Source organism: Streptomyces sp. NPDC021020 (assembly GCF_044333285.1).
Taxonomy (GTDB): Bacteria; Actinomycetota; Actinomycetes; order Streptomycetales; family Streptomycetaceae; genus Actinacidiphila.
The window spans coordinates 152539-167392 of the sequence record NZ_JBIRQQ010000002.1; the positions used below are offsets into that span (position 1 = coordinate 152539).

The 14854-nt window shown below is 75.2% G+C and carries 11 protein-coding genes; 5 read left to right on the top strand and 6 right to left on the bottom strand.

Translation table 11 applies throughout. The features are described from left to right. Positions 1-233: 233 nt before the first annotated feature. Complete coding sequence (locus ACH4SL_RS05085; RefSeq protein WP_398442026.1) at positions 234-620, bottom strand: PPOX class F420-dependent oxidoreductase; 387 nt, start codon at positions 618-620, stop codon at positions 234-236. Positions 621-839: 219 nt separating this feature from the next. Here ACH4SL_RS05085 and ACH4SL_RS05090 point away from each other — a divergent pair, with 219 nt between their 5' ends. Then, on the top strand, positions 840-1187 hold the full coding sequence (locus ACH4SL_RS05090) for a VOC family protein (RefSeq protein ID WP_398442027.1): 348 nt from the start codon (positions 840-842) through the stop codon (positions 1185-1187). Between the two features lie 55 nt (positions 1188-1242). Here the strand turns inward: ACH4SL_RS05090 and ACH4SL_RS05095 are convergent, their stop codons facing one another. Next, positions 1243-1728, bottom strand: a complete 486-nt coding sequence (locus tag ACH4SL_RS05095) for a DUF456 domain-containing protein (protein ID WP_398442028.1) — start codon at positions 1726-1728, stop codon at positions 1243-1245. 2519 nt (positions 1729-4247) lie between these two features. Here ACH4SL_RS05095 and ACH4SL_RS05100 point away from each other — a divergent pair. Beyond that, a complete protein-coding gene (locus ACH4SL_RS05100) occupies positions 4248-5417 on the top strand; it encodes a protein phosphatase 2C domain-containing protein (protein WP_398442029.1) in 1170 nt (389 codons plus the stop codon). A gap of 174 nt (positions 5418-5591) precedes the next feature. After that, positions 5592-7334, top strand: coding sequence for a pyruvate dehydrogenase (locus tag ACH4SL_RS05105; protein ID WP_398442030.1), 1743 nt, complete (start codon positions 5592-5594; stop codon positions 7332-7334). Between the two features lie 43 nt (positions 7335-7377). Here ACH4SL_RS05105 and ACH4SL_RS05110 read toward each other — a convergent pair whose 3' ends face one another. Further along, positions 7378-10209, bottom strand: coding sequence for a fascin domain-containing protein (locus tag ACH4SL_RS05110; protein WP_398442031.1), 2832 nt, complete (start codon positions 10207-10209; stop codon positions 7378-7380). Between the two features lie 305 nt (positions 10210-10514). Between ACH4SL_RS05110 and ACH4SL_RS05115 the strand changes: the two genes are divergently transcribed. Next, positions 10515-10970 (top strand): ATP-binding protein, encoded by a 456-nt coding sequence (locus tag ACH4SL_RS05115; RefSeq protein ID WP_398442032.1) that lies wholly within the window; start codon positions 10515-10517, stop codon positions 10968-10970. Positions 10971-10983: 13 nt separating this feature from the next. Here ACH4SL_RS05115 and ACH4SL_RS05120 read toward each other — a convergent pair whose 3' ends face one another. The 3 genes from ACH4SL_RS05120 to ACH4SL_RS05130 all read right to left on the bottom strand — a co-directional run bounded on the left by ACH4SL_RS05120 (position 10984) and on the right by ACH4SL_RS05130 (position 13985). Then, positions 10984-11718, bottom strand: a complete 735-nt coding sequence (locus ACH4SL_RS05120) for an SDR family oxidoreductase (protein ID WP_398442033.1) — start codon at positions 11716-11718, stop codon at positions 10984-10986. A gap of 167 nt (positions 11719-11885) precedes the next feature. Then, positions 11886-12980 carry a DUF2637 domain-containing protein gene (locus ACH4SL_RS05125; protein ID WP_398442034.1) on the bottom strand — a complete coding sequence of 365 codons (1095 nt, stop codon included), beginning with the start codon at positions 12978-12980 and terminating at the stop codon, positions 11886-11888. 189 nt (positions 12981-13169) lie between these two features. Then, positions 13170-13985 carry an iron-sulfur protein gene (locus ACH4SL_RS05130; RefSeq protein WP_398442035.1) on the bottom strand — a complete coding sequence of 272 codons (816 nt, stop codon included), beginning with the start codon at positions 13983-13985 and terminating at the stop codon, positions 13170-13172. A 163-nt stretch (positions 13986-14148) separates the two neighbouring features. On the opposite strand from ACH4SL_RS05130, the gene ACH4SL_RS05135 reads away from it, so the two are divergent. Next, positions 14149-14814 (top strand): GntR family transcriptional regulator, encoded by a 666-nt coding sequence (locus tag ACH4SL_RS05135; protein ID WP_398442036.1) that lies wholly within the window; start codon positions 14149-14151, stop codon positions 14812-14814. Positions 14815-14854 lie beyond the last annotated feature (40 nt).

Here is a 14854-nt window from a genome sequence, read left to right on the forward strand (position 1 = left end):
GCGTAACGGGTCACCGGGCGTGCGTGAGAGCGCTCTCTTATTTCATAGCGTGAGCTTTGTCCTGGCAGAGGCGGGGGGAAGGGGAAGGGCTTCCGGCGCGGAGCCGGAGGGAGCGGCGCCGGAATCGTGGGGGCGGCGGGGCGGGGCGGGCTGGGAGAAGGGCCGGGGAGGGCCGGGCCTGGGACCGGCGGCGAGGCGGGGGCGGGTCGGCGGCGGGTCCGGGGGTGGGGCCCTCAGTCCTCCAGGCCCCAGCTGATGATCGCGTACGGGGTGATCCGGATCAGCTCGGGGCTCATCTGCGCCCCCAGGTCGTGCGGGCCCACGACCTGCTCGGCCGTGCCGCGGATCTCCACGCCGCGCACCCGCCAGGGCGTCACGCTCGCGATGTCGTCGACGACGAGCGAGACGTTCTCGTTCGCGGCGATGTTCCGCCACTTCTTCGTGGTGCCCATCGACCAGCCGCCGATGTCGACCGTGCCGTCCGGACGGAGGAAGTAGCCCACCGGGTTGTTCTGCGGGCGGCCCTTCGCGTCCACCGTCGCGAGTCGTCCGAGGTGCTGGCCGCGCAGGTAGGCCAGTTCGGCGTCGACCAGTTCTGTTCGCGTGTTCGGCTTCGTCATGCCGATCACCCTGCCACCGCCCGGGGCGGACCCGCATCGGGCCCGCGACGTAGGGCGTGTCGCCTCGGTCGGACGGAGTATGCCGCCGGATCTGCGGGGGAGGGAGAGGAGATGTCCGGGCAGAGGCGGGCGGGGCGGGGTGGGGGTGGGCGTGGTGGAATGGGCGGGGGTCCGGGCCTGCCGGGCCTCGCCCTGACCGCCCGTCGAGGGGAGCAAACCGTGGCCGTACGCCGTGTGGTGACCGTCGTCCACTCCCTGGCCGCCGAACAGAGCCGGGAGTTCTACGGGCTGATCGGCCTGGAGCCGGTCATGGACCACGGCTGGATCATGACGTTCGCCTCCTCCGCCGAGCCGGCCGCGCAGCTCAGCGTGATGTCCGCCGACGCGACCGCGCCGGTGAACCCGGACATCAGCGTCGAGGTGGACGACGTGGACGAGGTCTACGCCCGCGTGCTGCGCAGCGGTGCGGAGATCGTGCACCCGCTGCAGGACGAGGAGTGGGGCGTACGGCGCTTCTTCGTCCGCGACCCCAGCGGGAAAGTGGTCAACGTCCTCTCGCACGGCTGAGCCGCCGCTGGGCCGTTGCGGCGCGGCGCCGCCCGCTTCCCGACCCGGGCCCGGGTCAGGAGGCGATCACCGCGCCCAGCCACGTACCCGCGACCAGCAGGCACGCCAGCAGCTCGACCAGCACGGACGTGCCCACCGCGCGCATCGCCGTACGCGTCGCGCCCCACGCGGCACGGTGGCCGCCGCCCAGCCGGACGCGCTGGGACACGTACAGGTAGCCCACGAAGCCCAGGACGGCGCCGAGCACCGGAACGAGGAAGAAGCCGGCGATCGCGACCGCCCCCGCGTCGATCACCGTCCGCCAGGCGAGGCCGGACGCGCGGATGCGGCGGTTCGGCAGCAGCCACAGCACCATCTGGGCGACCGCCAGCACCCCCGTGGCCCCGGCGAGTACGCCCCACGTCAGGCTCGTGTGCTCGGACGTCGCCCACCACAGCACCGCCGCCCAGCACAGCAGCGTGCCCGGAACGCCGGGCACCGGCACGCACACCAGGCCGAGCAGCATCACGACGCCGATCAGCCCCGTCTGTGCGGTCCCCATGGCCCCACCCTGCCGGATCCGCGCGCTTCCCGCCGCCGCGGGTGGCGGTTGGCACCTCCGTACGGGTGCGGGCCGCGGTCCGCGGTCCGTGGGCGATGGTGCTGGTGGGGCCGGTGCGGTGGGGGAGCGGGCGGTAAGGGGCGGCGCGCGGTGCGGCGATTCCACGTTTCCCGGCGGGCCGGGCGGTGGACAATAAGGGCATGAGGCAGCAGGGGGACTCACCGAAGCGTCAAGAAGACGACTGGTGGCGGCAGTTGTACGACGAGGAGGCCGGCGGCGCGGGCGGCGCGGGGGGTCCGGCGCCGGACTCGGTCGACGAGCACTTCGACACGGCGCTCAGCGCGATGTCCCCGCCGCCGCCCGCGTCGCCCCCTGCCGAAACGCTCCGGCTGCGCCGCCCCGTCCCCCCGCCGCCCCCGCCCTCCTGGCCCCGCCCGACCCGCGCCCCGTCCCCGGAGCCGGGTGCGCCGGTTCCGCCGGGTGGGCCCGGCGGGGCGGAGGAGCCGGGGCCGGTGGAGCCGGGCGGCGGTGCTCCCGCGGGAGGTACGCCGCGGGTGCCGGTCGTGCGGTTGCCGGGGCGTGCGGTGCCGGTGGCTCCGGCGCCGGGCGGGGAGCGGGTGGACTCGCCGGTGGCTCCGGCGCCGGGCGCCGCGCAGGTGACGGGTGAGGGGCGGGCGGTTCCGCCGGGGGCTTCTACGGCGGGTGGACAGGTGTCCGTTCCGCCGGGGGCTCCCGCGCCGGGTGGGCCCGGGGTGGCGGGGACGACTGCGCCGGGTGGGCCAGTGTCCGTTCCGCCAGGGGCTCCGGCGTCGGGTGGGCCCGGGACGGCGGGGGCAGCGGCCTCCGCGGCGGGTGAGGGCGCGCCGCCGTCCGCCGGGTACGCGCGGGGCGGTGCGCCGGGTGGGCCCGGGAGGCCCGAAGCGGCGGGATCCTCCGCACCAGGTGGGTCCGTCCCGCCGGGTGCGTCCGGGGCTTCCGCGCCGGGTGGGCAGGCGTTCGTTACGCCGGAGGTTCCGGCGTCAGGTGGGCCCGGGACGGCGGGGGTGGCGGCCTCCGCGGCGGGTGAGGGCGCGCCGCCGTCCGCCGGGTACGCGCGGGGCGGTGCGCCGGGGTCCGCGAGTGAGCCGGGCCCTGCTTCGTACGGCGCCTCCGGTGCGGGTGGCCGCGCGCCGGAGGAGGTGCCGGAAGTGCCTGGGGCCGAGGTGCCGCCGTGGGACGCGTGGGCGGCCCGCCCCATGTTCCCCACGCCGGGCGAGAACCGCGGCGAGGAGCCGGGCGCGCAGGCCGGGCCGCCCGAGCCCGGAGCCGGGCCCGACATGCAGCGCCGCTGGCCCGTGTGGTCGCCGCGACCCGGAAGCGCGGAGGGCCGTCCGGTGCAGCCGCGACCCGAGCCGGTGCCCGAATCGCGCGGGGAGGCGCCGGACGAGGCCCCGGCCCCCGAGTGGGGCGCCGCGCCGCCCGCCCCGGCGGAACCGTGGGCGTCGGCACCACCCGCGGGATGGCCCGTCCCGCGCTTCCCCGCGCAGCAGGAGCGCCCGCCCGCGCCGGGACCTGACGCCACGTTCAGCCCGGCGGAGCCCTGGTCGTCCCCGGCCCCCGCCGAACGCGGCCCGTACGCCCCGCCGCGCCCTCCCGTCGTCACTCCCGAGGAGAACCCCTACCGCACCCCGCCCGCCGTTGACGTACCGTCGCCCGAGCAGGCGCCGTCCGCGCCGCAGCCCGCGCAGTCTGCGGGTGAGGGTGGCGGGCCGGCGGCCGCTGCGCCGCAGCCGGTGGCGCCTGGGCCGCGGTCCGCGGAGCCTGCGGGTGAGGGTGGGGCGGTGGCCCCTGCGCCGCAGCCGACGCAGTCCGCGAGCGACGCCGGGACGGTGGCCCCCGCCGCGCAACCCGCACCGCCTGTCCTGCCGGGACCGTCCGTGGCACCCGCCCCGCCTCCTGAGCCGGGCTCCGTGGCCCCCGCGTCACCTCCTGCCCCCGCGCCGGCGTCGCCCCTGGCGCCAGCCTCGTCTCCCGCCCCCGCCCCGGCTCTATCCGTGGCACCCGTCTCGCCTCCTGGGCCGGGTTCCGCGTCCGCGCCGTCCGTGGCGCCCGCGTCAGCTCCTGCCCCCGCCCCGGCGCCGCCTATGGCACCCGTCTCGCCTCCTGGCCCAGGTTCCGCGTCCGCGTCGCCCCTGGCGCCAGCCTCGTCTCCCGCCCCCGCCCCGGCGCCATCCGTGGCACCCGTCTCGCCTCCTGAGCAGGGCTCCGCGTCCAAGCCCCCCGCGTCGCCTCCTGCCCCCGTGTTGGCATCGCCCGTGGCACCCGCGCCCGCCCCCGACGCCGCCCCCGCGCCGATCGCGCCGCCCCCGCCCGAGCCCGGCGTTGCGGGCCATGAGCCCCAGCGACCGCAGGGCGAGGCGCCCGGCCACGAGGTGCCGCAGCCGTACGCTCCGTCGGCCGAGCCGGTCGGGCCTCCCGGGCGGGCGGTGGCGGATCCGCGGTCCGGTCCTGCGCGTCCGGTGCCGGCGCGAGGGTCGGGGGTGCCCGGCGCGGGTGAGCCCTACCGGTCGCTGGCCGACGCGTTCGCGCCTCCCGCGCGGGCGGTGCCCCCCGCCGTGGGCGAGCCGGAGACCGGCGCCGACCCCACCGGCGCGCCCGCCCTGCGCCCCGCCGCGGCCGGTGGCGTGAGCCCCGGTGCCGCGCCCGCCCCGCCGTCGGGGCCAGCCGCGATCGAGCCGCCCGCCGCGCGGGCCGAGCTGCCGCCGCCCGCCGAAGCCGCGGCGTGGGGGGAGACGGCGTACGCGGAGGGGGGCGTGCGATGGGCACCCGAGTTGCCGCCCGGGTGGGTGGCAGCGGCGGAGGAGGAACCGGCCGCGGCCGTGGTGGGCGGCGGCCCGCCGACGTACGCGGCCGAGCCGACCGCCTGGCCCGAGGCCGACCCCGAGGGGCTGGACGGCCTGGTGCCCGACACCGTACTGGACGGTGCGCAGTACGCGGGCATGACGCTGCGTACGGTCAGCCTGCGCGGGGATTCCGCCCGCTACCGCGGCCAGCCGCGCCGCGACGCGTTGCTCACCGCCCGCTTCGGCACCGGCGACGACGCCCTGCTGCTGGTCGCGATGGCCAGCGGCGCGCGGGCCGCGGACGACGCGCACCGCGCCGCGCAGGACGCCGTGCGGTGGATCGCCGGGGCGGTCGGCCGTAGCAGGGAGCGGCTGGCCGGTGATCTGCGGGCGGGCCGGCGCGGCGCGCTCAAGTCGGGCCTGCACCGGCTCACCGACCGCTGCTACGGGCGGCTGCGGGCCCGCGGCGAGGACCTGGGCCTGGAGGACGGCGCCTATACGGCGGCCCTGCGCTGCCTGCTGCTGCCGGTCGATCCGCGGTGCCCGATCCGGCTCTTCTTCGGCGTCGGCGACGGCGGGCTCTTCCGGGTGCGGGACGGCGCGTGGCAGGACCTGGACGTCGCCCCGGAGGACTCCGGATCGCCCTTCCGCTTCCGGGCGACGTCCGCGCAGCCGGGTGACGCCCTGCTCATGTGCAGCGCCGGGCTGGCCGAACCCCTGCGGGGCGAACCGGAGTTGGCGACGCTGCTCGCCGAGCGCTGGGGCGGCGGCCGCGCGCCCGGCCTCGCGGGCTACCTCGCCGACGTCCAGACCCGGGTCAAGGGCTACGCCGACGACCGCACGGCGGCGACCGTCTGGGACGCCTGACGTCCGGCGCCCGGCCCGGGCCGTCCGCCCCCGGACGGCCCGGGTCGGGTGAGCGCTCTCCCCTACCTCGGGGCCCGTGACCCCGGCCCCCGCCGGGTGAGCGCTCTCCCGGAGCCGCCCCGCCCCGCGGCCTCCGCGGATGCGGCACTGCCGTGCTCGTGCGGAGATGGACGTATGGCGAAGCAGACCGTGGCCGAGCAGTTCATCGACATCCTCGTACGCGCGGGTGTGCAGCGGCTCTACGGGGTCGTGGGCGACAGCCTCAACCCCGTCGTCGACGCCGTGCGGCGCACGCGCTCGCTCGAATGGGTGCACGTCCGGCACGAGGAGACCGCCGCGTTCGCGGCGGGCGCGGAGGCGCAGCTCACCGGGCGGCTCGCGGCGTGCGCCGGGTCCTGCGGGCCGGGCAACCTGCACCTCATCAACGGGCTCTTCGACGCGCACCGCTCGATGGCCCCGGTGCTCGCGCTCGCCTCCCACATCCCCAGCAGCGAGATCGGCACGAGCTACTTCCAGGAGACGCACCCGGACCGGCTGTTCACCGAGTGCAGCCACTACAGCGAGCTGATCTCCAGCGCCGCCCAGATGCCGCGGGTGCTCCAGACCGCGATCCAGCACGCGGTGGGCCGCGGCGGGGTGTCGGTCATCAGCCTGCCCGGTGACATCGCCGCCCACCCCGCGCCGCAGCGCAGCATCGAGCACGCGCTCGTCACCCGCCGCCCCACCGTTCGGCCCGGTGACGCCGAACTGGACGCGCTGGCCCGCATGGTGGACGGCGCCCGGCGGGTCACGCTCTTCTGCGGCAGCGGCACGGCGGGCGCGCACGACGAGGTGATGGCCTTCGCCGAGCGCGTCAAGTCACCGGTGGGGCACGCGCTGCGCGGCAAGGAGTGGATCCAGTTCGACAACCCCTACGACGTCGGCATGAGCGGGCTGCTCGGCTACGGGGCGGCGTACGAGGCGATGCACGAGTGCGACCTGCTGATCCTGCTCGGCACGGACTTCCCGTACAACGCCTTCCTGCCCGACGACGTGGCGATCGTCCAGGTCGACATGCGGCCCGAACACCTCGGCCGCCGCTCGAAGCTGGACCTCGCGGTGTGGGGGGACGTCGGCGAGACGCTGCGCTGCCTGACGCCGAAGGTGCGGGAGAAGACCGACCGGCGCTTCCTGGACCGGATGCTGAAGAAGCACAGCGACGCGCTGGAGGGCGTCGTCAAGGCCTACACCCGCAAGGTCGACAAGCACCGGCCGATCCACCCCGAATACGTGGCCTCGGTGCTGGACGAGGAGGCCGACGACGACGCGGTCTTCACCGTCGACACCGGGATGTGCAACGTGTGGGCGGCCCGCTACCTGACGCCCAACGGCCGCCGCCGGGTGATCGGTTCGTTCACGCACGGCTCGATGGCCAACGCGCTGCCGCAGGCGATCGGCGCGCAGTTCCTGGACCGCGGGCGCCAGGTCGTGTCGATGTCCGGCGACGGCGGCTTCAGCATGCTGATGGGCGACTTCCTCACCCTGGTGCAGTACGACCTGCCGGTGAAGGTCGTGCTGTTCGACAACTCCTCGCTCGGCATGGTCGAGCTGGAGATGATGGTCGAGGGCCTGCCCGCGTACGGGACGACCAACCACAACCCGGACTTCGCGGCGGTGGCGCGGGCGGCGGGCGCGTACGGGGTGCGGGTGGAGAAGCCCAAGGAGCTGCGCTCGGCGTTGCGGGACGCCTTCCGGCACAAGGGCCCGGCGCTGGTGGACGTGGTGACCGACCCGCACGCGCTGTCCCTCCCGCCGAAGATCACCGGCGAGCAGGTCGGCGGCTTCGCGCTGTCGGTAGGCAAGGTGGTGCTGGACGGCGGGGTCGGCAAGATGGTGCAGATGGCCCGCTCGAACCTGCGCAACGTGCCGCGCCCGTAGAGCTGTTGCCGGGCGCGGCACGCTGCCTGCGGTACGGGACCGCTCAGTTGGTGATCAGGTCGAACTCCTCCCAGGGGCCGATCGCGGTGCGGTTGGCGATGAGCGCCGCCGCGCCCGCGTTCTCCGCCGTCACGTAGTCGCCGTTGACGCGTGCCTTGAGGCTGACGCTGCCGTCACCGTTGTGGATCAGCTGGAACTGCTCCCAGGTGCCGACCGCGTCGACCTTCGCCAGCAGCGGCGCCGCGCCCGCGTTGTCGGCGGTGACGTACTTGTTGTTGGCGTGCGCGCGCAGCGCGATGTAGCCGCCGCCCGCGTCGATCTCGTCGAACTGCTCCCACTGCCCGATCGCCGTGCGGTTGGCGATCAGCGGCGACGCCCCGGCGTCCTCGGCCGTGACGTAGTCGCCGTTGGCGTGCGCCCGCAGGCTGATGACGCTGCCGTTGCCGGGGCTGGTGCCGCCCCCGCCGTCGAGGCCGATCTGCACGTTGCCCAGGTGCTTGGCGGCGGTCGCGGGCGATCCGCCGACCTGCGCGTACGGCAGCGAGCTTGTCGGGGTGCCGGTGCGCTCGACCAGGTAGGACTGTCCGGACGAGACGGGTACGTTGATGGTGCCCGCGGTGGTGGACGACACCACGACCGCGCCCGACGACCCGTTCACGACCTGGACCGCCTGGCCCGGCCAGGGGCTGCGCACGCGCATGGTCTGCGACGACCCGGCCTGGATGGCGACCGTGACCGGGGTGCCGCCCTGCACCTGCACATCGACCTTGGTGTTGCCCTGCACCGACACCGTGCCGCTGACGTCCCAGCCGGACGGCCACGCGGGTGCGATGCGCAGCAGCCCGTCGTAGTCCTGCACCAGCGCCTCGTTCAGCGCGGTGGCGACCCCCGAGATCTGCTCGATGTAGCCTTCCGTGCCCACGGTGTTGCCGAGGTCGGCCAGGCCGTTGATGTAGACCTGGTGGCCCTGCGTGATGGACACCAGCTTGGCCGCGACCTCGCTCGCCAGCCCCAGCCGGGCCGCGTCGATCGCGTCCATGCTCCAGTCGTTGCCGCCCGTCACCGGCCGGTGGTTGTACGTGCGCACGCCCAGGTCGTGCAGCGCGCCCGGCGCGTCGGTGATCAGGTTGTACGGCCACACCGGCTCCAGGCCGATGTTCTCGCTGTTCCTGATGGTCGCGGTCGGCTGGTAGGAGTCCGCGATCATGTCGTTGCCCTGCGCGTCCGCGGACGGCGGCAGCACCTGTGTGCGGCCGTAGTCCGTACGCGCCCAGTCCGGTATCTGGCCCTGGGCGGTGGTGAGCTGGTTGATCAGGGCGGTGTCACCGGTGTTCAGCAGCTGCGCCGCCTTGATCACCGCCGGGAAGAGGGCCGCGTCCGCCGCGAGGTCGGTGGTCGGGTCCTGCACCGCCCACTGGGTCTCGTGCGCGTTGGCGACCGCGTGCAGCTTCCCGTCGGAGCCGACCTTCTGGTAGGCGAGCAGGAAGACCGCCGAGTCCTTCATCAGCGGGTAGTAGGTGCGCAGGAAGTTCAGGTCGCCGGTGTCCTGGTACTGCTGCCACACGTACAGGCTGATCTCCGCGCCCGATGTGACGTTCAGGGCGTTCCAGTTGGGGCTGCCGGGCTGGCTGCACGCCGCGTTGGCGCCGGCGCCCGGGTCGCCGCCGTTGCCGTTGAAGCGCATGACCTCGGGCACGCAGGCGCCGGGGAGGCCGCCCATCTGCTGCTTGGTCCACGCCTCGATGCCGGCCAGGCTGTTCTGGTAGAGGTTGAAGATCGGGATGTTGAGGGCGAAGTTGCCCGACGACATGTTCGCCGAGATCTGGGTGCGCAGATTCCACAGCCAGGTCGCCGAGGGCGTCCAGTTCTGGTGGTCCTGGCCGAAGTTGAACATGTCGGCCACGCCCGCCTGGCTGCCCGGGATCGTCCCGCGCATCGAGGCGGCCTCCATGAAGAGGTAGATCGTGCGCAGCGACTCCATGTACTGGGCCTGGCCGTCGGCCGAGTTGGCCTCCAGGATGCCGGTGTTCGCCCAGTAGTTGGCCCACCACGACTGCTGCGAGCCCAGCAGCGACGACTCGGCGGCGCTCGCGTCCGAGCCCAGCAGGCTCGACGCGGTGCTGCCGGCGTTGCCGCCCGTCCAGGTCGGTGAGCCGACGATCACGCGGTACGAACCGTCGGTGTTGGGCGTGAAGTTGACCTTCACCTGGGTGCTGTTGACGACCTGCGCGGACACGTTGCGGCCGCCGGCCGACAGTGCGGCGAGCGAGCCGAACGTCCGTCCCGAGGCGCCGGCCTCCTGGTTGTCCACCCACGTCTCGGCGAGCGTGCCGATCGCACCGGACGCGGCGGCCTGCGGGTTGCGGCCCGACCACAGGCTGACGGTCGCGGACTGCGCGGCGTTCGGGTCGGCGCCGGTCACGTCCACGACCAGCTCGTCCTTGGTGGCCGACACCCACGCCTTGAGCGTCATGCCGCCGCCGGACTCGGTGAGCACACCGGTGTAGAGGTCCAGGGTGCCCTTGAAGTCCGAGGCGCCGGTGAGCTTGGACAGGCCCGGAATCTGCACCTGGCCCGGCGACTTGCGGCCCGGCAGCGTGTCGGCCCGGTTGAGCTGCGCGGTGAAGCCGCCGGCCGCCCACGCGGCCACGCCGAGCGAGCCGTTGCCGAGCGGCAGCGACTGCGCGGCCTGGGAGTTGGGCGAGCCCAGCACGATGTCGGAACGGCGCACCACGTTGGGCGTGTCCACGTGGTAGCTGCCGTTCTGCCAGGCGGTGGTCGCCGTCGCCGCCGAAGCGGCCGTGGGGGAGACGGCGGGGACCAGCACAGCGCCCGCGAGCAGGGCCGCAGCAGCGAGGGCTGGTGGTCGGATCATTCGGCGTCGGCCGAAAGTGTGGGGCTTTCGGTTCACGAGTGGTTCCTCCTGAGGAGAGAAGACCTGTGGTACAGGCGCATTCACCCATGGATGGCGAGGGGTGAATGGGCCACACAGTGGCGGGAGGCCGGGGTCGTGTCAAGACATCGACACGTCATACATCCGACCTATCAACGTCTGCTGGCGCAAACCCCGTTGGCACCCCGCCGCCCCGGAAGGCCTCGCCGCGCCGCTCACGCCCCGCTCCCGTCCCGGGTGCCGTGCCGTCGCGCTCGTCACAGGACTGGACAGGGTGCACGCGGGGCATGCCTCTGTCAGGGGGGAATCGGTCCGGACCAGAACGGGGGAGGCTCACGGACAGCACGGGGAACCGTCTGAGATACGCGGTCCGGCGCGCGGACCTGCGAGCCGTCGCGGAGTCCCGCAGACGCCTGCGGGACCACCTGCGCCAGTGGGGGGTACCGGCGCTCGCCGACACCGCGGAACTGCTCGCCACCGAGATCGTCACCAACGCGCTCCAGCACACCGGCGGCGGGGCCGTCCTGACGGCCACGCTCTCGCCGGGCCCGGCGCGCAAGCTGCGGGTGGAGGTGCACGACTCGCTCGGCCGCCGCCCGCCCGGCGGCAGCCGCCCCTCCGACGACGCCACGTCGGGCCGCGGCCTGCTCCTCGTCGAGGCCCTCGCCGACACCTGGGGCGTGCAGGCGCGGGGGGCCGGGAAGGTCGTGTGGTTCGAGATCGACGCGGCGGCCGCCGCCTGAGCCGTACGCCCGGCTAGGCCAGGCCGCCCGTCGCGCGCAGGTTCTGGCCGGTGATCCAGCGGCCGTCGGGGCCGGTGAGGAAGGCGACGGTGGCCGCGATGTCGGACGGCAGGCCGAGCCGGCCGAGCGGGGTGATGCCGGCGACGGCCTCCAGTGCCTCCGCCGGGTTGACCGAGCGCAGCAGGTCGGTGTCCGTCGCGCCGGGGGAGACGGTGTTCGCCGTGATGCCGCGCGGCCCCAACTCCTGCGCGGCCACCGCGGTCAGCTGCTCGATCGCGCCCTTGCTCGCCGCGTACGCGCCGATGCCGCGCGCGGCCCGCGCCGTGTTGACCGACGACACGGTGACGATCCGGCCGCCGTCGCGCATCCGGCGGGCCGCGTACCGCAGCGTCAGGAAGACCGCGCGGGTGTTCACGGCCAGCACCGCGTCGAAGAGGTCGGTGCCGGTCTCCGCGAGCGTGGTCGGCCTGTGCGAGAGCGCCGCGTTGTTGACCAGGATGTCGAGCCCGTCGAGCCGCTCCTCCGCGGTGCGCATCAGCTCCTCCGGCCCTTCCGGGTCGGCCAGGTCGACGCGGACGGCGTGCGCCCGGCCGCCCGCCGCGCGTACCGCGGCCGTGACGTCCGCCGCCGCGCGCCCGTCGCTGCGGTAGCCGAAGACGACCTCGGCCCCGTCCGCGCACAGCCGCTCCACGACGGCCCGGCCGATACCGCGCGAACCGCCCGTGACGACCGCCGCTCTGCCCTTCACACCCTGATCCACTGCCGCCGCCCTCCGGTTGCCGAGCCAGACGACCGACGCTAGCCCCAACCGCCCTGGCCGCGCTCACAGTTCGTTGCGGGCGGAAAAGCGACGGGACCGCGTACGGGCGGCCAGTGCCCGTACGCGGTCCCGCGCGGTCGTCGGTGCGGCCGCCGTCAGCCGAACTGCCGCTCCATCTCGGCGAGCTTGCGCTCCAGCGAGTCCAGTCGCGGCAGCGTCATGGTGTCGTCCTCGGCCGTCAGGTCGATCGGGAAGGACCCGCCGCCCGCCGCGGTGCCGGACGTCTCCGCGGCCTCGTCGCGTACCGGCTGGAGCGCGGGCAGCGCGCGGACCGGCAGGTCGGCGGAGGGGGTGCCGGAAGCGGATATGGCGGGCTCCGACGCGCCCTCGGCCGAGCCCGAGCCGGCCAGGCTCGTCGCGGGCAGCTCCACCGGCACCTGACGGCCGCCGCCACCGCCGCGCGGCCAGGAACGGCCCTGCCGGCTGAGCGCCTTGATCTTGGCCCGCTCCAACCGGTCGTGGTCGCGGCGGCGCAGTTGGTTGCTCTCCCGCTGCCGCTTGTCCTCGCGGACCTCCTCGACCGCCTCGTCCAGCGAGCGCACACCCTCCAGCAGCATCAGCGACCACGCGGCGAAGGTCTCGCGCGGGGCGCGCAGCCAGCGCACCATGCGGATCTGCGGCAGCGGGCGCGGCACCAGGCCCTGCTCGCGCAGCGCCGCCCGGCGGGTCTGCTTCAGGGCGCGGTCGAAGAGCACCGCGGCGGACAGCGACATGCCGGCGAAGAACTGCGGCGCGCCCGCGTGGCCCATGCCGCGCGGCGCGTGCACCCAGTTGAACCAGGCCGCGGCCCCCGCGAAGAGCCACACCAGCATGCGCGAACCGAGCGCCGCGTCACCGTGGCTGGCCTCCCGGACCGCCAGCACGGAGCAGAACATCGCCGCCCCGTCCAGGCCGAACGGCACCAGGTACTCCCACCCGCCGGTGAGGTTCAGGTTCTCCCGGCCGAAGCCCACCAGGCCGTGGAAGGAGAGCGCGGCCGCGACGGCGGCGCAGCAGAACAGCAGCACGTACGACGCGCTGCCGTAGATCGCCTCCTTGCGGCGGCGGCGCTCCTCGCTGCGCTCCCAGGAGTCCGCGGGCTTCCCCTCCGCGCTCTGCGTGCGGCGGGTGCGGAACACGACCGCGCATGCCGCGAGCACGACCAGGCCGACGATGCCCGAGAGCACCCAGTCCAGCGATATGTCTCTCATATGCGTTTCCTAGAGTCGCTTCCCGTCGCGCTCGGGCCGCGGGACGGCGTACGCCGACATCTTTGCGAAGAGCGCGGGTGAGTGCAGACGATATGGCACAAGAGTCCCGGCGAAATCCCGTGAAGAGGGACGTTTGCTCGAACCCGCGTGCCAGAGCAGTTTAGTTGAGCGAGATCGTAGCGCGGCCGCTCAGGCCGCCGTCGCGCGGCGCCCGATCCGGTCGGAAGTGGTCGCGCGCGGGCACGAAACGCAACTCTGCTCGGGGCTGACGGTGTAGAAGAGGCAGCAGGTGAGCCGGTCGCGCTCGCAACCGCCCGCCGGAGCGCCCCCGTTGCCCGCGTGCGGGGCGGCGCGGAAGCCGGCGCCGCCGGCGTAGGGGGCGGTGCCGCCCGGCAGCAGCCTTGTCAGCTCCGCGACGGCGCGCTCCTCCTCGCCCATCAACCCCGCGACGTAATACAGGCCTTCGGTGATCTCGTCGGTCGCCATCGCCCACAGCGCCCGCGGCCCGCGCCGCATCCGCGGCCCGAACGCGTCCAGCAGCGGCGCCAGATGCTCGGCGACCGCCGCCCGCAGCTCGCCCCGCAGTGCCGCCTCGGACGGTACGGTCCACGCGCCCGGCAGACCCGCCGCCGGGTCGTCCGGCAGGCAGGCGAAGGCGCCGGTGCGTACGGTCATGGCGCCGGACACACGGTGGAAGGACACCTCCGTGACCGGCAGCCGCGGCACCCGGCGGTGCAGGAACCACGGCACCGTGAAGAGCAGGCACGCGGGCCACGCGTAGCGGTGCAGGGCGAGCGCGGCCGCGACGTGCGGGCGCGGCGCGCGGCCGTACTCCCGGGCCAGCTCGTCGGCGGCGTGCCCGGCGAAGGCGTCCAGGGTCGTACCGCCCGCCGCCAGCTCCGCGGCACCGACCCAGCCGCCGCCGGAGCGCGGCGCGCCCTCGGCCACCCGCAGGCCGGGGAAGGCCGCGGCGAGCCGGGCGTAGGCGGTGCTGGTCACGGGCATGAGCGGGCCCTCCGGGGAGCCGAAGATCAGCAGAGGTAAGGCTTACCTTAGCCTGTAGGTGCGGCGATTATGCTCATCGCAGTACGCCATAGGGGTGACCCAGGGGGCGTGCGGCGCCCCGACCGGGGCGCCCGGCGACGAGAGTGGAGAGGCGGAGCGGCTCATGGACAGTCCGGCGTCCCTGCGGGGCGGCCGCGGCCGGACACCGCTGCCGGCGCCGCGGCGGATGCCGGAGCGCACTTCCGTCCGCGGGCAGGTCCTCGCCGAGCTGCGGGCCGCGCTGCTCACCGGTGAGCTGCCGCCCGGCTCCGTGCACTCCGCACCCGCGCTCGGCGGGCGCTACGGGGTGTCGGCCACGCCCGTCCGGGAGGCCATGCAGCTGCTGGCGCAGGAGGGCGCCGTCGAGGTGCTGCCCAACCGCGGCTTCCGGGTGACCCGCCGCACACCGGCCGACCTCGCGGAGATCGCGCAGGTCAGGATGCTGGTCGAGATACCCGTCGTGCAGTCGCTGGCCCGCAGCGAGCCCGCCGCGCGCTGGGCCGAGCTGCGGCCGCTCGCCCGCGCCGCGACGGCGGCCGCCGAAGCCGGGGACCGCGCCGGATACGCGGAGGCGGACCGCGCCTTCCACCGCGCGCTGCTGCGGCCCATGGGCAACACCCACCTGCTGGACGTCGCCGACGGCCTGCACCGCAGCGCCCAGTGGCCCGCCGACGGCCCGCGCCCCGACCTGCGCGCCCACGCCGCGCACCACGACGCCCTGCTCGACGCGCTCGCCTCCGGCGCCCCCACCGAGCCCCTGCTGCGCGCCCACCTCGCCGCCTGCCCCTGAGTCGCCCGGCCCTGAGCCGCCTGCCCCTGAGCCGCCCGGC